Consider the following 19,887-nt stretch of genomic DNA (forward strand, 5'->3'; position numbering starts at 1 on the left):
CGCACGATTCAGCACCATATTTCGGAACCGTCCGATCGTCAGGCTGGCGGCTTCCAGACATCATCTTCCGCACTCCGATGGCTTCATGGCGACGCGCCCATGTGTCCTTGTGCCCATGTGTCCATTCGCTCGCCGCGAACATGACGCCGGTGCGCGGCGTCGACGCAGCACGTGTATGGAAGGCGTTCACGCGCATCGCTCCGAGGCCTGAGTCCCCGCAGACCACGGGAACGCCGAGCGGCGTTCCCCTTACGAGGCGCTGGAAAAGACCGATGTCTACCATTCCTTTCACCCCGATCGAAGGCTCTCTGGCGCTACCGCGCCTCCGCCCGCTCGGTCACGTGCCGGCGCCCTTCGGCCGGGACTGGGCGCTCCTTCCGCCGGGCTACAGTTTGCGGGCGGAACTCAAGGCGCTCTATGCAGCCATGCTGCGCACGTTCTGCCTGAGCGATCAGGCCATTCGCTCTCTTTGCCGGTGGTCGCCGCTGGGTGAACAACGCGCGGGCGCGGTTGCGGGCGCAGTTGCGGTTGCGGCTCAGTCCGGGTCAGCCGCAACGGCGCAGGCAGCGGTTTTCGCCGCGTCGCCCGAGGCCGCGAGGCAAACGGCTGTTGAAACGCCTGTTGCCCCTGCTGTCCCGCCCGCCGTCGGGCCCGGGCCCGCGTATGTCACGGCGGCGCGTGGTTATGGCAACCATTGGGGCGCGTTAGCCGGCGGCGCGTGCGTACTCGGCGGCGCCGCAGTACTGGCGTGGATTGGATTCGACCATCTGGCGCATCGCCAGGTGGCCACTCCTGTCGCTGGTAGCGTATCGGCTCATCGGAGCTCGCAGGTGTCGGATCTTCGATCGCCTGTTACGGCGAGCGACCTCGCGGTTGGCAGCGGTGTGGTAAACGCGCCCGTCACAGTTGCGGCCTCTGCGCCCGAGCTCCCGCGCATGGCGCCAACCTTCACGCCTGCATCTAACCCGACGTCGGCAACGGTGTCTACAACCGCTTCGGCTCGCGCTCCCGCTCAGGCATTGCCCGCTGCTCCCACGCACATCTCCACTGACAAGACGGGCGCGCGCCGCTATCACCGCGCTCGGGAGACAAGCGGTACGCAACGGCAACAAAACCGCCCGCCCATCACGCGGTACGCCACCGCAAACCAGTCGTCGCACTCAGCGGTCAATGCCGGCGACTTGCCGCAGATCGCAATCCGGAGCGTTGCGGCAGGTTCGACAACAAGGCCTTCCGCTGCGGGATCCTATTCGCCTCTCGCGCCGACTCGACTCGGCGTCGACGAATACGCGGGTGTGACACTGTCCGCATCCACGCATCTGCGCGATATGCCGCCATCGCACGCCGGTTCGTCGAACAATGCGTCCGGCGGCACGGCAACGGAATGGATGAGCCGTCTTTCACAGCGGCGCGTGACCGAGATCCCCGATCAATTCGCGAAGTAGCCGCGCTGCAATCCCAGCGGCGTGGCATAAAAAAAGCCCGGTCATTCACTCACGAATGGCCGGGCTTTTTTACACTCCCGCTATTACTTCTGGGTCGGCAATCCCATTTCCGTTTGCCGCTGCAGTTGCATCACTTCGCCCTGCACCTGGCGCAACTGTGCCTGCGCCCTTTCCTTCTCCGCATGCAGCGCGGCCGCTTCGCCTTGCGTTTGACGCTGATAGTCGTTGACCTTGGCCTGCTGCGTGCGAGCCACGTCGAGATCGGCCTGCAGGCGTTTGGCGCGATCTTCGGATAACACGATGATGTCTTCGATGTACGCCTTCTGCGCCTGCAACTGCGTGCGGCGAATCTCGACGTCCGCAAGCTGCGCGGTCTGCTGGGCAAAGCCCGCATAGATTGCTTCCGCGCGCGCCACGTCTTCGGACTTGATCACCCGCCAGAAATGTTTGTCCTGAAACAGCGCGACGTAATACGTCATTTCCTGCGGATAGAAAAACAGACTGGCGCCGTAGCTGCCGTTATAGGTGGTGCGCAGTTCGCTCAGTTTCGCGCCGTGAATCATCTGCATCAATTCGGCGACGTTGCCTTGCGCGTCGGCAGGCGTGGACGGCGTGGCTGACGCGTTGCGCAGCGCGTCAGCCACGGGCTGCGGCGTCAGGGTACTGATAGCCGGCCTTGTGCCGACCATGGGCGCGGCCTCGTCGCCTTGCGCCGCCAGCACGAGACCGCCCTGCTGCAGCAGCGCACACGAAGTCGCGAGCAGCATGGCGCGCCGTACAATTAAGGGGTACTTCATACGTGCTTGCTCCATGCGAATCCAAAACAGCCGCAGATTATCGCGCGGATTGGCCTTTAAGCGAAGCATTCAAATGTCGCGTAGACCGACTTTAAATCGAGATAAATGGCGGGCGACTGATCTGGTCGAATCACCCGGCAATCACACTGGAAACGGGTTCATATAAGACGAAAATGCAACCTTCCGCCTCACTCAGATAATTCTCAAATCACGTTCGATTCGCGCGAATCCAACAACAAGCAGGTCAAGATATGGAGATAGAGTGCCGGCTGGCAGAGACATGCACTGCGGCCACCCAATAACTCGCATTCCTGAATATCCATCTCGATAACGAAACCTCTACGATTTCAGAAGCCAGGAACTGCCGCCGACCGCGCCACCCCGACCGGCGCGTAACGCGTATCGAAGCGCGTATCGAAGCGCGACGGGAGCCCAAAAAATCCCAAGGAATCCCCAAGAATCCCCAGGAAAGCAAGCCCGTTGCCGATCAGGAACGCAACAGGAACACCGCCCCAAAACCATGAGGCGCACCCTTGCAAACAGCAGTGGTGCGCCTCGAACAAACCCGCCTGGAAAACTCAACCTTCGGTCCGTGCCGCCCAAGGCGCGCACTCGACACCGGGCGGCCGCCTTAAAAACGCCGCCCTAAAAACGCGTTTCCCGCGCCACACGCAGGAATGTATCGAGCAATGGCGTACAGTCGAGCAACTCCGCGCCGCCCGCCCGATGAAACTCCGGATGCCATTGCACGCCCATCACGAACGGCGCGCGCCGGTAGCGCACGGCCTCGATGATGCCGTCGGACGCCGACACGGCTTCGATGTTGAGATCCCGGCCGAGCGTCTTGACCGCCTGGTGGTGAATCGAGTTCACGATCGCATCGCGCTGGCCCGGGAACATATTGGCGAGTGTCGAACCGTCGGGGAAGTGAATCCCGTGCCGATGCTGATCGTAGTTCTCGTTGACGTGGGCGCCCGCGGTCGGCACATCGGTGGCGATGTCCTGATACAAGGTGCCGCCGAACGCCACATTGATCAGTTGACAGCCACGGCACACGCCGAGCACCGGCTTGCCCGACTCGATGAACTCATGCAGCAGTTCGAGCTCGTACATGTCGCGCACGCGGTCGCCGGGCCACTCGTGGCTGGTCGCCTGTTCCGCGTAAGACTGCGGCGAAACGTCGGCGCCGCCTTGCAGCAGCAGGCCGTCCAGATGCTTTGCATAATCGCGCAGGCGGATATTGCTAGGGTGCAGCATGCCCTGATGCCCGACCGTGGGAATCATGAACACCAGCACGTCGCGCGACATCACCCAATGCGCAATCGATTCCTCGAGATACTGCAGGGTCTTGCCGCGCAATCCCTTCGCACCCGGCTCCGGATGGAAGATACGCGCCGACACGCCGATGCGCAGCGTGCGCTGCGTGATCCGCTGGCCGGCGCGATCGAACAACTGGCGGGCGCGCGCCGCGATGATGCGGCCGAACACGGTCCACGCCGAATCGTTGTGCTTCAGATAGCGCGGTGGCGACGGCGGCAATGCGTTGGGCGGCGGCGGATTGGACGCGCTGAAGTCGGGCGCCGCGCCGAAACCGGGCGGCGGCGAACCGGCCTGGCGCCCGGCGGAGGCCTGAACCTCATCGACTACGGCGGCGTCTTCCACTGAAGTAACCAGTTCGGCATCGACAGGTTCGCTGCTCGCGAAAGTCGGCGAGGATTTGGGAGCCGGTCTCGCCGCGTACGTTCCGGTGCGGCGCGCCGCCTTTTCATGAACCTCGGCTTCCTGCTGCGCCGTGGACGCGGCAGCCGAACTGCGCGCCTCGGCCGCGTCGCGTTGCCGCGCCGTTTGCGGATCAACGGGCGTGACGGCCGACGCGCTGTCGGGATCGTCGGTCGACGATCGCACGGCCGCCTCGCCGGCAGCCGGCGGGGTTGCCGCTTCAGCGGGCGCATGGACCGGCGGCGTTACCGCGTCCTTGACCGGCGACTGGATGGCATCTTCATGCGAGAGAGGTAGCGAGGTGGCCGGTTCATCCGGCGCAAAGCCGGGTAGCGACGCGCCGGGCGCTGCGCCGGAGGGCGCAGGCGACGCCGAAGGCGGCGTGGGATCGCCGGGCTTGCCGGCGTTTTCAGGTTTGTTTTCGCTCATGACAGTCAGACAGGCGCCTTCCACGCGAACGAATGAATATGCCCTGATTATCCGCTAGCGCGCCAAGCCCCGCAAACCCGCACACAATTGCTCACATTGTTGCCGCACCCCGAAACAAGACCCTTTGCGAGGCCGCGACGCGAGTCTGTCTGACGAGTGAGTGAGCCTATCTGACTCAAGGATCCGGCTGTTCGTCGAAACTCTCGCGCAAGGCGATCTGCATTGCCGCATGGATTTTCACGCACCAGCGCCACACCAGCGCCAGCAGCAACGCCGCGCAGACGAGCACCGCGGCGAGCAGGCCGGTCGGCGGCAGAATGCCGCCAGACAGCGCCGCCACCAGCAGGAACACGCCGACCATCGAAACCACCGGCACCAGATCGGAAATCGCGTAACGGATCGCGCTCGTGAAGCGCCCTGCCGTCGCCGGCTGCACGCTGACCTCGGCGAGCAGCAACGCGAGCGACTTGGTCTTGCGATACACGGCCACCAGAAACGGCATCGACACGACCAGCGCCACGCTCCACAGCACGACGCGCTGCATCGGCTCGGAACCGAGCCAGTGCGCGAGCAGCGAACTGGTATAAGGCGCGCTATACGACACGATCAGAAAGATCGCGGCGACCAGCGCCAGATTGACGGCAATCTGCAGAATGATCCGCCGCGTCATGCTGAACAGCGTCGGCTCGCCGGTTTTCGTGCTCAGACTGTCCAGCCATTGCCCGTACATGCCGAACACGTTCGCGAGTGTGCGCGGCATGGCGTGACTGAGGCGCTGGGTCAGCGGATCGGCCGCGCGGATCAGATACGGCGTGAACAGCGTGGTCATGGCGGACACCGCCACCGCGATCGGATAGAGAAACGCACTCGTCACCTTGAGCGTCAAGCCGAGCGAGGCGATGATGAACGAGAACTCGCCGATCTGCGAGACCGTCATGCCGACGCGCATCGCCGTGCGGCCGTCCTTGCCGGCGAGAAAGGTGCCGAGCCCGCACGACACGATCTTGCCGACGATCACCGCCACTGTGATCACCGCGATCGGCCACGCGTAGTCGACCAGCACGGCCGGGTTCAGCATGAGGCCGATCGTCACGAAAAAGATCGCGGAAAAGGCGTCGCGCAACGGCGCGATCAGATGCTCGATCCGGTGCAGATGGCGCGATTCGGCCATGATCGCGCCGATCAGGAACGCGCCGAGCGCGATGCTGTAGTCGAGCTTCACGACCAGCAGACAGAAGCCGAAGCAGAAGCCGAGCACGGAGACGAGCAGCATCTCGTCGCTCTTCGCGCGCGCCACGTAGTTCAACGCGCGCGGCACCACCAGAATGCCGACCACCAGCGACACCGTCATGAACAGCAGCAGCTTGCCGAGCGTGACCACGGCGACACCCGCGCTCAACTGCCCGGTCTGCGCGATGCCCGACAGCAGGACCAGCATCGCAATGGCGAGAATGTCCTCGACGATCAGAATGCCGAATACCAGTTGCGCGAAGCTCTCGCGCTTCAGCCCCAGTTCGGAGAGCGCCTTGACGATGATCGTGGTCGACGAGATCGCGAGGATCGCGCCGAGGAACAGCGAATCCATCGGGCTCCAGCCGAACGCGCTGCCGATTTCGTAACCGAGCCACAGCATCAGCACGATCTCGGAGAGCGCCGCGACGATCGCCGTCGCGCCGACCTTGAAGAGCTTGCGCAGACTGAATTCGAGGCCGAGCGAAAACATCAGGAACACCACGCCGAGTTCGCCGAGCGTCTGAATGGTCTGCTCGTCGTGGATCAGCTGGAACGGCGGCGTGTACGGCCCGATGATCACGCCGGCGGCAATGTAGCCGAGCACCACCGGCTGTTTCAGACGATGGAACAGCACGGTGACGACGCCGGCGAGCGCCATCACGACCGCCAGGTCCTGAATGAAGCCAATGCCGTGGTGCATGAAAACGTCCCTTACAAAAAGTAATTTTCCAGAAGCGCAGTGTAACAAACCAATACGGCTCGCCGGATGGCGCGAACCTCCGGGGCGCGCCGGATTGCGGCCGGCGCTCGCCCCCTTGCCTGCGGCGCACCCGCCAGGGCACGACAGCGCGCCGCGCACGCAAAACCTTGCTCTACAATGCGGACGACATGACCCCGCATGTAAGCGTCCCACTCCCCGGCTTCACCCGGTCCAACCGGATTCCTACCGACATCATGGCCACTGAATTCACGCCCTTCCCGCCGTTAGCCCAACTTGCCGCCGACCTCGCCGCCGGGCGCACCACGAGCCGCGCGCTCGTCGAGACGGCGCTCGACCGGATCGCCGATCCGGCCGGCCAGGGCGCGGCCGTCTTCATGCACGTCGACGCCGACAGCGCCCGCGCCGCCGCCGACGCGCACGACCGCCTGCGCGCCGCCGGCACCGTGCTCTCGCCGCTCGCCGGGATTCCGGTGTCGTTGAAGGATCTGTTCGATATCGAAGGCCAGCCGAGCCGCGCCGGTTCCATCGTGCTCGCCGACGCCCCCGCCGCCAAGGCGGACGCCGTCGCGGTCGCGCGCCTGAAGCGGGCCGGCGCCGTGCTCGTCGGCCGGACCAATATGAGCGAGTTCGCGTTTTCCGGACTTGGCCTGAACCCGCACTACGGCAATCCGCTATCGCCGTATCGGCGCGGCGTGAAGGGCGACGAGCGGATTTCGGGCGGCTCGTCGTCGGGCGCGGCGGCCTCCGTTGCGGACGGCATGGCGGCGATTGCGCTCGGCACCGATACCGGCGGCTCGATCCGCATTCCAGCTGCGCTGTGCGGCCTGACCGGCTTCAAACCAACCGCCGACCGCATCCCGAAACAGGGCGGCGTGCCGCTTTCGTCGACGCTCGATTCGTTCGGGCCGATCGGCGTTTCCGTGGCGTGCTGCGCGCTGGTCGACCGCATGCTGGCCGGGCTCGAGCCGCGCATTCCGGCCGCCCGCCCGCTCGAAGGCGTACGCCTCGGCGTGCTGACCAATTTCGTCACCGACGGCGTGGAGCCGGCCGTCGCCGCGGCGGTCGACACGGCGCTCAAGCACCTGGAAGCGGCCGGCGCGATTGTCAGCGAAGTGCGTTTCGCACCGCTCGACCGTCTGCCGGCAATCAACCGCTTCGGGTTCTCGCCGATCGAGGCGTATGCGTGGCATCGTCCGTTGCTGGAAAAGCATCGCGACCAATACGATCCGCGCGTGCTGGTGCGCATTCTGAAAGGCCAGCCCGCCAGCGCCGCCGACTATCTGGATCTGCTCGCCGAACGCGAGGCGATGCTGGCCGAGGCCGCCCGCACGCTGTGGCAGCGCTTCGACGCCGTCGTGGCGCCGACGGTGCCGGTCGTGCCGCCACGCGTCGCCGACCTGGTCGATGACGATGACGCCTTTGGCCGCACCAACGCGCTGATCCTGCGCAACCCGAGCGCGTTCAACTTCCTCGATACCTGCGCGCTGTCGCTGCCGTGCCATCTGCGCGGCGACGCGCCGGTAGGCCTGATGCTGGCCGGCGCACCGCACGCGGACGACGCGCTGCTGGCGATCGGCCGCGGCGCCGAAGCGGTGCTCAACGCGATCCGCTGATCGGAAAATACGTCGTAAAAGCAGGATAAGCGGCAGGGCGGGGGTTCGCGCTAGAATCGCGGGCACCCGCCCTTTCCGTTTCCAGAGACAGCCACACGATCCATGAATAACGACACTGCGATGCTGCGCCGCGAGCGCTCCCTGCTGGTTCTGCTGGCCCTGATCTGCCTCGCCCTCGTGGGCGGCGCGCTGTATCTGCAGTACTTCCTGCACGAAGACCCTTGCCCGCTGTGCATCATCCAGCGGTATTTCTTCCTGCTGATTGCGATCTTCGCGTTCCTCGGCGCGCGCTTCAATAGCTGGCGCGGCGTGCGTCTGCTGGAAGTGCTGGCGGCGCTGTCGGCGCTCGGCGGCATCGTAACGGCCGCGCGCCACGTCTATGTTCAGGCGAATCCGGGCTTTAGCTGCGGCTTCGACGCGCTGCAGCCGCTGGTGGACAGCTTGCCGCCCGCGCATTGGCTGCCGGGCGTGTTCAAGGTCGCCGGCCTGTGCGAAACCGCCTATCCGCCGATTCTCGGCCTGACGTTGCCGCAATGGTCGCTGGTCGCATTCGTGATCGCGTTCATTCCACTGGCGCTGAGCCTGGTGCGCAACCGTCGCCGGATCGCCTGATCAGGCGGCTGTTCTCCCGTTGCCCTCACCGGCTTTGGCCGCAGGGAATAGCGCCGGACGTTGCGCCGCCATGCACAGTGGCCGAAGTCCGGCGTTTTTTCGCCCGCAACTCCCGCATCTGGCGGCTGATTGACCGCCCGTTTTCCCCCGGTTGCGCCCCGACCGGCTGGTTTCCCATTCTCCGCTGCGTCGCGCGCAACTTCCCGCCGTCCCGCGAATCGTACTTATCTCATGACCGCTTCCGAATAAGCTTCATGCGATATGGGAAATATTTTTGGGACAAGGTAATGCTATCTTCGGATCTGGATGGCGATCTACGTGCGCGAGGCCGGCTTTAGCGCGACCCCATGCGTAACGCGCGCCCGGTCCGCACTGTCTTTCGGATTCGCCATGACAACGCAAACCATCCGCTTTTATCACCAGGGGTCCATCCGTGAGGTCGCGGACGTCCCTGCGTCGCGCACCGTGCTCCAGCACCTGCGCGAAGATCTGCATTGCACCGGCACCAAGGAAGGCTGCGCGGAAGGCGACTGCGGCGCCTGCACGGTCGTCGTCGGCGAACTGGATGCGCACGGCGGCCTCGCGCTGAAAGCGGTCAATGCCTGCATCCAGTTCCTGCCCACCCTCGACGGCAAGGCGCTCTTCACCGTGGAAGACCTGCGTGCCGCCGACGGCGCGCTGCATCCCGTCCAGCAGGCGCTCGTCGACTGCCACGGTTCGCAGTGCGGCTTCTGCACGCCTGGTTTCGTGATGTCGATGTGGGCGCTGTACGAAAACCAGCCGGCCGCCGCCGGCCTGCCCACACGCGATGAAATCAACGCCGCGCTCTCCGGCAACCTGTGCCGCTGCACCGGCTACCGGCCGATCGTCGACGCCTCGCAGAAGATGTTCGACTATCCGCAATATCCGCGCGTGACGCTCGACCGCCAGGCCGTGGCGAATCAGCTGCGCGAACTGCAACGGCGCGACACCTTCGAATACCGCGCGCCCGACACACGCGGCGCCGCGTTCGGTTCGCCCACCTTTTATGCGCCGGTCTCGCTCGATGCATTCGCGAAACTGCGCGCCGGGCATCCGCAAGCACGGCTGCTCGCCGGCAGCACCGACGTCGGCCTGTGGGTCACCAAGCAGTTCCGCGATCTCGGCGACATTCTGTATATCGGCAACGTCGCCGAATTGAAGACGGTCGAGCGCGATACGCAGACGCTGACGATCGGCGCCGCCGTCACGCTCGAAGACGCTTACGCGGCACTCGCCGTCGACTATCCCGAACTCGCCGAACTGTGGACGCGTTTTGCTTCGCTGCCGATCCGCAACACGGGCACGCTCGGCGGCAACGTCGCGAACGGCTCGCCGATCGGCGATTCGATGCCGGCGCTGCTCGCGCTCGGCGCCGAAGTCGTGCTGCGCCACGGCCCGAAAACGCGCACGCTGCCGCTCGACGCGTTCTACCTCGGCTATCAGAAGACCGCACTCGCCGCCGGCGAATTCGTCGCGGCGCTGCGCGTGCCACGGCCGGCGGGCAATCTGCGCTTTCGCACCTACAAGGTGTCGAAGCGCTACGACCAGGACATCTCGGCGGTGTGCGCGGCGTTCGCGCTGCACGTCGACGAAAACGGCGCGATCCGGCAAGCGCGCATCGCGTTCGGCGGCATGGCCGCCACGCCGAAGCGGGCCGCGCAAACCGAAGCGGCCTTGACTGGCGCAACATGGAACGACAGCACCGCGCGGCAGGCCATGAATGCGCTCGCCGCCGATTACCAGCCGCTCACCGACATGCGCGCTTCGAGCGCCTATCGACTGAAGGTGGCGCGCAATCTGTTGTGGCGCTTCCACCTCGAAACACGCAATGACGCGCCGCTCGCCCTCTTCGACGTGAATGCGTTCGCGTTCGAAGCCGGCGCACCAGACGCCGCCGTTGCGAAGGAGCCGTCGTGATGAACCGGACCGATGCTTTCGTCGAACCCGCCGCCACGCACGCCGCCGCTCATGAAAGCGAGGCGTCGATCGGCGTTTCGCTGCCGCATGAATCGGCCGCGCTGCATGTGAGCGGCGAAGCCACCTACACGGACGACGTGCCTGAGTTGCAAGGCACGCTGCACGCGGCGCTCGGCCTGTCGCGCCATGCGCACGCGCGCATCGTATCGATGGATCTGGACGCCGTGAGAAACGCGCCGGGCGTGATCGCCGTGCTCACCGCCGAAGACATTCCCGGCGAGAACAATTGCGGCCCGGTGCTGCACGACGACCCGATTCTCGCCGTTGAAGAAGTGCTGTATCTCGGCCAGCCGGTGTTCGCCGTGATCGCCGAAAGCCACGAACTCGCCCGCCGTGCCGCGGCGCTCGCAAAGAGCGACGACGTGATCCGCTACGAACCGCTCGAAGCCATCCTCACGCCCGCCGAAGCTAAAGCCCGCCAGCAGTTCGTGCTGCCGCCGCTGCATCTGAAACGCGGCGAACCGGCTGCGAAGATCGCCGCCGCGCCGAACCGCATCAGCGGCACGTTCGAAGTCGGCGGCCAGGAGCAGTTCTATCTGGAAGGCCAGATCGCGTACGCAGTGCCGAAAGAAATGGACGGCATGCTCGTCTATAGTTCGACCCAGCATCCGAGCGAAATGCAGCAGGTGGTCGCGCATATGCTCGACTGGCCGGCGCATAACGTGGTGTGCGAATGCCGGCGCATGGGCGGCGGCTTCGGCGGCAAGGAATCGCAATCGGCGCTGTTCGCCTGCGTGGCTTCGCTGGCGGCAAAGCGGCTGCGCCGGCCGGTCAAACTGCGCGCCGACCGCGACGACGATTTCATGATCACCGGCAAGCGCCACGACGCCATCTACGAGTACGAAGCGGGCTTCGACGACAGCGGCCGCATTCTCGGCGCGCGCGTCGAAATCGCGTTGCGCGCGGGCTATTCCGCCGACCTGTCCGGCGCCGTCGCCACGCGCGCCGTCTGCCACTTCGACAACGCGTACTACCTTTCCGATGTCGATATCGTGGCGCTGTGCTGCAAGACCAATACGCAATCGAACACCGCGTTTCGCGGCTTCGGCGGTCCGCAAGGCGCGCTCGTCATGGAAGTGATGCTCGACAGCATCGCGCGTCAGTTGAACTGCGATCCGCTCGACGTGCGCCTCGCCAACTACTACGGCATCGGCGAGCGCGATACGACGCCCTATGGGCAGCGTGTCGAGGACAACATCATCGCGCCGCTGACCGACGAGCTGCTCGGCACCAGCGACTATCGCGCGCGCCGCACGGCAATCGCGGCCTTCAATGCAAACAGTCCGGTCCTCAAGCGCGGCCTCGCCTTTTCGCCGGTGAAGTTCGGCATCTCGTTCAACGTGCCGTTTCTGAATCAGGCCGGCGCGCTGGTGCATGTGTACAAGGACGGCTCGGTGCTCGTCAATCACGGCGGCACCGAAATGGGCCAGGGGCTCAATACCAAGGTCGCGCAAGTGGTCGCCAACCAGTTCGGTTTGCCGCTCTCGCGCGTGCGGGTCACGGCAACCGATACATCCAAGATCGCGAATACGTCGGCAACCGCGGCTTCCACCGGCAGCGACCTGAACGGCAAGGCCGCCGAAGCCGCGGCGAGAACCATTCGCGAAAGGCTCGCCGAACTCGCGGCCAGACAACTCGGCGGCAGCGCCGGTGACGCGCAATTCGCCAACGGCCAGGTGTCGGTGAACGGCGGTGCGATGCCGTTCGAACAACTGGTCGGCGCGGCGTATCTGGCGCGCGTGCAGTTGTGGTCGGACGGTTTCTACACCACGCCGAAAGTGCATTGGGACGCGAAAACGCTGACCGGTCACCCGTTTTATTACTTCGCCTATGGCGCGGCGGTGTCGGAAGTCGTGATCGACACGCTGACCGGCGAATGGAAACTGGTGCGCGCGGACGTGCTGCACGACGCCGGCCAGTCGATCAATCCGGCCATCGACATCGGCCAGGTGGAAGGCGGCTTCATTCAGGGCATGGGCTGGCTCACCACGGAGGAACTGTGGTGGAACTGCGATGGCCGTCTGATGACACACGCGCCGTCCACGTACAAGATTCCCGCGGTGAGCGACACGCCCGCCGCGTTCCACGTGCAGCTCTACCAGAACCACAACGCCGAGCCGACCGTGTTCCGCTCGAAGGCCGTAGGCGAGCCGCCGTTGCTGTTGCCGTTCTCGGTATTCCTCGCGATTCGCGACGCAATCGCGGCCGCGGTGCCGGATGCGCGTGAGGCGCCGCCGTTGCGCGCACCGGCCACGCCCGAAGCGATTCTCGACGCGCTGGATGCATTGCAGCCGCAGCGCGCGCCGCAACCGGCAACGGAGCCCGCGACGACCGACACGGCCGCGTGAAAAGATCACCCCGCGGCCCGACGCGACACGAACGCGCCGGACCACAGTCAACCGGCCGCACGGACACCCCGCGCAGCCACGTATGGAGAACGCCGGATGCAGCCCTGGCTACCTGACCTGCAACAACTGCTCGCGCACGGCGACGCCGCCGTGCTGGTGACGGTCGCGCGCGTCGAAGGTTCGGCGCCTCGCGAGGCCGGTACCAAGATGATCGTCACGCGCGACTCGGCGAAACACACCATCGGCGGCGGACACCTCGAATGGAAAGCCATCGAGACCGCGCGCCAGGTACTGCGCGACGGCATGCGCTCGCCGCACATGCGCCGGCTGGAGCGCTTCGCGCTCGGCCCGAGCCTCGGCCAGTGCTGCGGCGGCGCGGTGATTCTCGCGTTCGAGCGGCTCGACGTGGGCGACCTCGGCTGGATCACGTCGCTCGCCAAACGCGTGGCGGCGGGGCTTTCGACGGTGCGTAGCGTATCATTCGGCCCCGCACCGGATGCCGTGATGCTGTCCGACCCCGAGCCGGGCGTCGACGCCGCGGACTGCCTGCTGTGGGACGGCGCCGGTTTCGACGACAGCGGCGCGCTGCTCACCGAAACCATCGCGCCAGGCGACTTCGCGGTCGTGCTGTTCGGCGCCGGCCATGTGGGCGCCGCGCTGGTTCGCGTGCTGGCCACGCTGCCCTGCGCGGTCCGCTGGGTGGATGAGCGCGACGCGCAGTTTCCGCCCGCGGAAACGCTGCATGCGTCGAACGTGAAGATCGATCCGAACGACGCCCCCGACGAAGCCGTCGACCAGGCCGCGCCGAACACGTACTTCATCGTGATGACGCACAACCATGCGCTCGATCTCGAGTTGGCGGAGCGCATTCTGCGACGCGGCGACTTCGCGTTCTTCGGCATGATCGGCTCGCACAGCAAGCGCAAGCAGTTCGAGCACCGGCTGGCCGCGCGCGGTCTCGATCCGGCGCTGATCGCGCGGATGAAGTGTCCGCTCGGCGTGGATGGCATCGTCGACAAGTCGCCGGAGATCATTGCGATCTCGGCGGCGGCGCAGGTGCTGCAGGCCGTCGAGGCGAACGCGGGCACGACGCACCGCACCACGCAGACAGTGTGAAGCACGGCGGCGCGGAACATCGCCATCGCCCATTGTCTCCGGCTCGAAACCACTCCAATAAACTTCTGACCGACCATGACTACAACGACCGTTACCTCCACGCCGCTGGCCGAAAAAACCGTGCTGGCACCCAAGGCCGAACTGCATATTCATATTGAAGGCTCGCTCGAGCCCGAACTGATTTTCGCGCTCGCCGAGCGCAACGGCGTGAAGCTCGCCTACGACTCGATCGACGCGTTGCGTGCCGCGTACGCGTTCACCGATCTGCAATCGTTTCTCGACATCTACTATGCGGGCGCGAGCGTGCTGCTGCACGAGCAGGACTTCTACGACATGACGATGGCGTACGTTGAACGGTGCCTGGCGGACAACGTGGTTCACAGCGAAATCTTCTTCGACCCGCAGACGCACACCGAACGCGGCGTGCCGATCGCGACCGTCGTGGCCGGCATCGAGCGCGCACTCGCGGACGCTGAGCAGCGCGGCATGTCGAGCAAGCTGATTCTGTGCTTCCTGCGCCATCTGTCCGAAGAAGACGCGCTCGCCACCTTCGAAGAAGCGCGGCCTTTGTTCGAGCAGTACAGGCACCGTCTGATCGGCGTGGGTCTCGATTCGTCGGAGCGCGGCCATCCGCCTTCGAAGTTCGAGCGCGTCTTCGCGAAGGCGCGCTCGCTCGGCCTGAAACTCGTCGCGCATGCGGGCGAAGAAGGCCCGCCCTCGTATATCTACGAAGCGCTCGATCTGCTGAAAGTGGACCGCGTCGATCACGGCGTGCGCAGCATCGAGGATCCGGCGCTGGTCACGCGTCTGGCCGATTCGCGCGTGGCGTTGACGGTGTGTCCGCTGTCGAACCTGAAGCTCTGCGTGTTCGACGACCTGACCAAACACACGCTGAAGGACCTGCTCGATCGCGGCGTGGCCGTGACGGTGAATTCCGACGATCCGGCTTATTTCGGCGGCTACGTGAACGCCAACTATCTCGCCACCATCGACGCGTTGAAGCTCAACGATGCCGAGGTCTACACGATCATCCGCAACAGCTTCGAAGCGTCGTTCGTCACGCCCGGGCAACGCAGCGAACTGATCGCGAAGCTCGACGCGCACTGGCACCCAGGCGGCCCGCACTGACGGGCCGACGTATCGCAGCCGGCGGCGGCGCGGGTTCGCCTGAGAGCCCGGGATCGACCCGTCGTCCGCGCTGTTCTGCTTCTCACATTCGGAGACGGTTTTTCCATGACTCAATCGGCTAAGGCAGCCCAATCGGCATTCCGCGCGCAACTGCTGACCTTCAACGGCGATCCCGCGCAATCACCCAACGCGGCGGTCTTCAACGAGGACGGCCTGCTGATCGTCGAAGACGGCCATGTCGTCGCGGCGGGCGCCTATGCCGCGCTCGCGCCGCAACTCGCGCCCGGCACCCAGGTCGTGGAGATGCGCGACAAGCTGATCGTGCCGGGCTTCATCGACACGCACATTCATTATCCGCAGACGGACATGATCGCGTCGCCCGCGCCGGGTTTGTTGCCGTGGCTCGAGACGTACACGTTCCCGACCGAGCGCCGCTTCGCCGACCCGGCGTATGCGCGCGACACGGCGAGCTTTTTCGTCGAGGAACTGCTGGCGTGCGGCACGACCACCGCGCTCGTGTATTGCACGGTCCATAAGGAATCGGCCGACGCGCTCTTCACCGAGAGCGAAGCGCGCAATCTGCGCATGGTGGCCGGCAAGGTGCTGATGGACCGCAACTGCCCCGAATTCCTGCGCGACACCGCGCAATCGGGCTACGACGACAGCGCCGAGCTGATCGGCCGCTGGCACAATCGCGGCCGCCAGATGTACGCGCTCACGCCGCGTTTCGCGCCGACTTCGACCGAAGCGCAACTGGAAGCGTGCGGCGTGCTGGCGGGCAAGCATCCGGACATCTTCATCCAGAGCCACGTCGCGGAAAATCACGATGAAGTGAAATGGGTGGCCGATCTGTTCCCCGGCCACCGCAGCTATCTGGACATCTACGATCACTATGGCCTGCTGCGCCGCCGTGCCGTGTACGGGCATTGCATCCACCTCGACGAGGAAGACCGCAAGCGTATGGCGCAAACCGGCACGGTCGCCTCGCACTGCCCGACTTCGAACCTGTTCCTCGGCAGCGGCCTGTTCGACTTCGACAAGGCGGATAAAGCCGGCATGCCGATCGCACTGGCAACGGACGTCGGCGGCGGCACCTCGTTCTCGATGCTGCAGACCATGAACGAAGCGCACAAGGTCGCGCGTCTGACCGGCCATCATCTGACGGCTACGCGCATGTTCTATCTGGCGACCGCCGGCGCCGCCGAAGCGCTCGATCTCGCGGACAAGGTCGGCACGTTGAAGCCGAAGTCGGAAGCGGATTTCGTCGTGCTCGATCCGCGCGCAACGCCGCTGCTCGCGCGCCGCACCGGGCGCACCGAATCGCTGGAGGAACTGCTGTTCGCGTTCGCGCTGCTCGGCGACGATCGCGCGATCTATGAAACGTATGCGGCCGGCAAGCGCGTGCACCGCCGCGACGACGTGCGGCAATATGCATCGGGCGCGGAGAGAGTCGCGGCTTGAATTTGCGTGATTCACACGGCTGAATAGAAAACGGCGCTTCGATTTCGAAGCGCCGTTTTCATTTGCCCACACCTTGCAGCAATATGCATCAACGATGCGTGCACACCTCGTGCAACGCATTCAGCCGCCGCACCGGATCGGCGACATACGGATTCGACTCGTCCCACGCATAACCCGCCAGCACCGCGCTGATCATGCGGCGGATCGACGGCGCCTGTTCCGGATAGAAAATGATGTCCTGCAACGCGCCCGAGTACCAGCGTTCGACGAAAGCGCGGAACGTATCGATGCCCTTGCGCAACGGCACGTCGTAATCCGCCGACCAGTCCACCTGTTCGCCGTCCAGTTGCCGGTTCAACGTCTGCACCGCGAGATGCGCGGAGCGCAGCGCGATCGTCACACCGGATGAAAACACCGGATCGAGAAACTCGCCCGCATTGCCGAGCAGCGCGTAACCCGGTCCATGCAAACGCTCCACGTTGGCCGCATAACCGCCGATGTGGCGCACCGGCATCAGGAACGGCGCGCTGCCGATCAAACGGTTCAACGTCGGCTCCTGCTGGATCAGCGCGCGCAGTTTCGCATCGCGCGCCGCTTCCGGCACGTCGAGAAAACTCGCCTCGGCAACGCAACCCACCGACGAGCGGCCGCCCGCCAACGGAATCATCCAGAACCACACGTCGCGGTGCTCCGGATGCGTGGCCACACAGATCTTGTTGCGATCGGTCATGCCGGCCGGAATGCCGTCCTGCACGTGCGTGAAGATCGCCGCGCGCGTGGGCATGCGCGTCGGTGCTTCGAGGTTCAGCAAACGCGGCAGCACACGGCCAAAGCCGCTCGCGTCGAACACGAAACGCGCTTCGATCTGATACGCGTGGTCCGCTTCGTCGACCACGTCGACCAAAGGCATGGCGCCCGTCTGAACCGCGCGCACCGTGTGCCCGAAGCGCGCGTCGGCGCCCTGCTGCGCGGCGCAGCGAATCAGGATGTCGTCGAACACCGCGCGTTCGACCTGATACGTCGTGCCCCAACCCGGCGAATGCTTGTCACGGAAATCGAACGCCGACGACTTGTCGCGATAGATGAAATGCGCGCCGTTCTTGTACTGGAAACCGGCTTCTACCACGGCCTGCAGCATACCGGCTTCTTCGAGGTAGGCCATGCTTTGCGGCAGCAGGCTCTCGCCGATGGAAAAGCGCGGAAAGTGCTGGCGCTCCAGCACCACCACGGAGCGCCCGGCCTTGCGCAGCAGCGCCGCCGCAACCGCGCCTGCCGGTCCGGCACCGATGATCACGACATCGACGGTCGTGCGCGTTGACGAATGTGTACTCAAATTTGCCTCAATCGTTTGGGCTTGCCCGGAGCAGCGATTCGCTGCATCCTTACATCTCGTTGCAATTACACTCTGACAACAACAACGCCATTTCGCCGGGGAGCCCAGCGTGTCGCCATCCGAAACATCCAGCGTGCCCTACGTGCCGGAAACGGCGTTCGGGATCTGGTTCCTGCGTACCTACACCTGGAAGCACCACGTGTTGCGGGTCGCGATCAACGACCTCAAACGCCTCATCGACACGCCGTTGCCCGAGGCGCCGGTAATCGTCGACGCCGGCTGCGGCCAGGGCCTGTCGTTCCGTCTGCTCGCCGAGGCATTCAGGCCGCGGCGCATTGTCGGCATCGACTTCCACGAGCCGTCGCTGACGCTCGCCTCGCAAGCGGCCGCCGCCTGCCGCGACACGCTCGCCGATATCGAACTGCTGCACGGCGACTGCGCGCAATTGCCGCTGCCCGACGCAAGCGCCGATATCGTCTTCTGCCATCAGACCTTCCATCATCTCGTCGAGCAGGATCGTGCACTCGCCGAGTTCCGCCGCGTGCTCAAACCCGGCGGCGTGCTGCTGTTCGCCGAGTCCACGGACGCGTACATCAAATCGTGGGTGATCCGGCTGCTGTTCCGTCATCCAATGCAGGTGCAAAAGAGCGCCGACGGCTACCTCGACATGATCCGGCGCGGCGGCTTCGGCTTCAGCGAGCGCAATGTTTCATTGCCCTACCTGTGGTGGAGCCGCGCGAAAGACTTCGGTCTTCTGGAACGGCTCGGCCTCTCTCACCCGCAACCGGGCAAGCGTCGTGAAACGCTGGTCAATGTCGCGGCGATTAAAACCGGTTGATCCGCAACACAGCCACACAGCAAGCATCAAGCAGCAAGCCGCGAGCCTGGCGCGGCAAAACAGCGCGAGGCGGCGGCGACTTCGCCGCCTTTCCTGCGGTGCTCGCGCGGATCCGCACCGACCCGCGCTCATTTGCGCTCACTTGCGCATAATTGCCCTTACTTGCGCAGCGTCACGACTTCGCCGGTCAACGCCACGCCGGCGATCACCGCGCCCGCGCCACAGGTGTACTCGGTTGCGCTTTCACGCAATTCGTTCTTGTAGTTGCTCTTGATGTTGATCACCGCATTGCCGCCTTCCTTGCGCGCGCGTTCCTGCAATTCGATCACCGCCGAGAGGAAAACGTGCTGGCAGGCCTGCAAATCGCTCTTGCCGAACGCGTTGGTCTTCTTGTTGGTCGCGAATTCGCCCATCGTCTTGACGACAGCCGGATGGTGCTGACCCGCGAAATACAGCGCGACGTCGTCGCTCACTTTGCCGGGTTCGCTTTGCAAGGCCTGATCGACCGGATAGTAGTTGACCGTATCGCGGGCAAAAGCCGGCGCGGCACTCAGCGTGGCGAACGAAGCAAACAATGCGGCAAACAGCACTTGGCGTTTCATTGAGACTCCTTGGTGGTTGTTGTTGCTCTGGTGAGTTCTATTTTCGATCCGGCTCAATTCGATTCCAGCACGACGAGTTGTCCCTTCACGGCAATCGCGGCGGCGCTGGGGCTGACCCCGCATGTGAATTCGGCCGACGAATTGCTCTCGGTGCTGTGAAAGCGCGTCGACACATCGATTACAGCGTTGGCGTGGCGTTCGTTCGCCGCCGCGCGCAACTTCTGCACCGCTTCGGCGAGTGCTTCGTGGCAAGCGTCGTCGGGACCGGCGACCTTGCGCGCGATCCGCACCGAGTACGACACGTCGCCTAGTCGAGTCCTGACCGCCGGGTGGTCCTGCTGGCCGAAATACACCGGCACGCCGCCGCGCGATTCGCCGGCGGCTGCCGCGAGCGGCAACGACTTCACCTGGGTGGCGCATCCCGCCTGCGTCAACACCACCACCGCCAGTGCGCCCAATGCAGCTGTTTTTTTCATTTTTCTTACCCTCGTTTT

15 protein-coding genes are annotated in these 19,887 nt (G+C 64.9%); 9 read left to right on the forward strand and 6 right to left on the reverse strand.

Going from position 1 to position 19,887, the window contains the following annotated elements:
- Positions 1–272: 272 nt before the first annotated feature.
- Entirely contained in the window at positions 273–1,445 is a 1,173-nt protein-coding gene (locus BXE_RS17170) for a hypothetical protein (RefSeq protein ID WP_038457456.1), read from the forward strand.
- Positions 1,446–1,528: 83 nt separating this feature from the next.
- On the opposite strand, the gene BXE_RS17175 is transcribed toward BXE_RS17170, so the two are convergent.
- The 3 genes from BXE_RS17175 to BXE_RS17185 form a co-directional block, all read right to left on the reverse strand.
- A complete protein-coding gene (locus BXE_RS17175) occupies positions 1,529–2,242 on the reverse strand; it encodes a DUF2968 domain-containing protein (protein WP_011489504.1) in 714 nt (237 codons plus the stop codon).
- 645 nt (positions 2,243–2,887) lie between these two features.
- A complete protein-coding gene (locus BXE_RS17180) occupies positions 2,888–4,390 on the reverse strand; it encodes a gamma-glutamyl-gamma-aminobutyrate hydrolase family protein (protein ID WP_038457453.1) in 1,503 nt (500 codons plus the stop codon).
- 175 nt (positions 4,391–4,565) lie between these two features.
- Entirely contained in the window at positions 4,566–6,323 is a 1,758-nt protein-coding gene (locus BXE_RS17185; protein WP_011489506.1) for a cation:proton antiporter, read from the reverse strand.
- Positions 6,324–6,577: 254 nt separating this feature from the next.
- Here BXE_RS17185 and BXE_RS17190 point away from each other — a divergent pair, with 254 nt between their 5' ends.
- The 7 genes from BXE_RS17190 to guaD all read left to right on the forward strand — a co-directional run bounded on the left by BXE_RS17190 (position 6,578) and on the right by guaD (position 16,620).
- Positions 6,578–7,957, forward strand: coding sequence for an amidase (locus BXE_RS17190; RefSeq protein WP_038457451.1), 1,380 nt, complete (start codon positions 6,578–6,580; stop codon positions 7,955–7,957).
- Between the two features lie 102 nt (positions 7,958–8,059).
- Positions 8,060–8,569, forward strand: coding sequence for a disulfide bond formation protein B (locus BXE_RS17195; protein ID WP_007180849.1), 510 nt, complete (start codon positions 8,060–8,062; stop codon positions 8,567–8,569).
- 390 nt (positions 8,570–8,959) lie between these two features.
- The gene (xdhA, locus tag BXE_RS17200) at positions 8,960–10,507 is read left to right on the forward strand and encodes a xanthine dehydrogenase small subunit (RefSeq protein ID WP_081435559.1); all 1,548 of its coding nucleotides are present in this window, start codon (positions 8,960–8,962) and stop codon (positions 10,505–10,507) included.
- Positions 10,507–12,915, forward strand: coding sequence for a xanthine dehydrogenase molybdopterin binding subunit (xdhB, locus tag BXE_RS17205; protein WP_011489509.1), 2,409 nt, complete (start codon positions 10,507–10,509; stop codon positions 12,913–12,915). The genes xdhA and xdhB overlap by 1 nt, the downstream gene beginning before the upstream one ends.
- Positions 12,916–13,011: 96 nt before the next feature.
- Positions 13,012–14,031: a xanthine dehydrogenase accessory protein XdhC gene (xdhC, locus tag BXE_RS17210; protein WP_011489510.1), complete on the forward strand. Its 1,020-nt coding sequence runs from the start codon at positions 13,012–13,014 to the stop codon at positions 14,029–14,031.
- A 75-nt stretch (positions 14,032–14,106) separates the two neighbouring features.
- Positions 14,107–15,159, forward strand: coding sequence for an adenosine deaminase (locus BXE_RS17215; RefSeq protein ID WP_011489511.1), 1,053 nt, complete (start codon positions 14,107–14,109; stop codon positions 15,157–15,159).
- A 105-nt stretch (positions 15,160–15,264) separates the two neighbouring features.
- Entirely contained in the window at positions 15,265–16,620 is a 1,356-nt protein-coding gene (guaD, locus tag BXE_RS17220) for a guanine deaminase (RefSeq protein ID WP_011489512.1), read from the forward strand.
- A gap of 88 nt (positions 16,621–16,708) precedes the next feature.
- On the opposite strand, the gene BXE_RS17225 is transcribed toward guaD, so the two are convergent.
- Complete coding sequence (locus BXE_RS17225) at positions 16,709–17,953, reverse strand: NAD(P)/FAD-dependent oxidoreductase (RefSeq protein WP_011489513.1); 1,245 nt, start codon at positions 17,951–17,953, stop codon at positions 16,709–16,711.
- A 109-nt stretch (positions 17,954–18,062) separates the two neighbouring features.
- On the opposite strand from BXE_RS17225, the gene BXE_RS17230 reads away from it, so the two are divergent.
- Complete coding sequence (locus tag BXE_RS17230) at positions 18,063–18,791, forward strand: class I SAM-dependent methyltransferase (protein WP_011489514.1); 729 nt, start codon at positions 18,063–18,065, stop codon at positions 18,789–18,791.
- Positions 18,792–18,949: 158 nt separating this feature from the next.
- On the opposite strand, the gene BXE_RS17235 is transcribed toward BXE_RS17230, so the two are convergent.
- On the reverse strand, positions 18,950–19,393 hold the full coding sequence (locus tag BXE_RS17235; protein ID WP_011489515.1) for an excinuclease ABC subunit A: 444 nt from the start codon (positions 19,391–19,393) through the stop codon (positions 18,950–18,952).
- Between the two features lie 53 nt (positions 19,394–19,446).
- Entirely contained in the window at positions 19,447–19,869 is a 423-nt protein-coding gene (locus BXE_RS17240) for a hypothetical protein (RefSeq protein WP_011489516.1), read from the reverse strand.
- Positions 19,870–19,887: the final 18 nt, after the last annotated feature.

The organism is Paraburkholderia xenovorans LB400, from assembly GCF_000013645.1.
GTDB lineage: Bacteria > Pseudomonadota > Gammaproteobacteria > Burkholderiales > Burkholderiaceae > Paraburkholderia > Paraburkholderia xenovorans.

Coding starts and splice junctions, on each gene's coding strand:
- BXE_RS17175 (WP_011489504.1), bottom strand. CDS start 2,242: ATGAAGTACCCCTTAATTGTACGGCGCGCCATGCTGCTCGCGACTTCG.
- BXE_RS17195 (WP_007180849.1), top strand. CDS start 8,060: ATGAATAACGACACTGCGATGCTGCGCCGCGAGCGCTCCCTGCTGGTT.
- xdhA (WP_081435559.1), top strand. CDS start 8,960: ATGACAACGCAAACCATCCGCTTTTATCACCAGGGGTCCATCCGTGAG.
- BXE_RS17190 (WP_038457451.1), top strand. CDS start 6,578: ATGGCCACTGAATTCACGCCCTTCCCGCCGTTAGCCCAACTTGCCGCC.
- BXE_RS17215 (WP_011489511.1), top strand. CDS start 14,107: ATGACTACAACGACCGTTACCTCCACGCCGCTGGCCGAAAAAACCGTG.
- xdhB (WP_011489509.1), top strand. CDS start 10,507: ATGAACCGGACCGATGCTTTCGTCGAACCCGCCGCCACGCACGCCGCC.
- xdhC (WP_011489510.1), top strand. CDS start 13,012: ATGCAGCCCTGGCTACCTGACCTGCAACAACTGCTCGCGCACGGCGAC.
- guaD (WP_011489512.1), top strand. CDS start 15,265: ATGACTCAATCGGCTAAGGCAGCCCAATCGGCATTCCGCGCGCAACTG.
- BXE_RS17240 (WP_011489516.1), bottom strand. CDS start 19,869: ATGAAAAAAACAGCTGCATTGGGCGCACTGGCGGTGGTGGTGTTGACG.
- BXE_RS17235 (WP_011489515.1), bottom strand. CDS start 19,393: ATGAAACGCCAAGTGCTGTTTGCCGCATTGTTTGCTTCGTTCGCCACG.
- BXE_RS17170 (WP_038457456.1), top strand. CDS start 273: ATGTCTACCATTCCTTTCACCCCGATCGAAGGCTCTCTGGCGCTACCG.
- BXE_RS17185 (WP_011489506.1), bottom strand. CDS start 6,323: ATGCACCACGGCATTGGCTTCATTCAGGACCTGGCGGTCGTGATGGCG.
- BXE_RS17180 (WP_038457453.1), bottom strand. CDS start 4,390: ATGAGCGAAAACAAACCTGAAAACGCCGGCAAGCCCGGCGATCCCACG.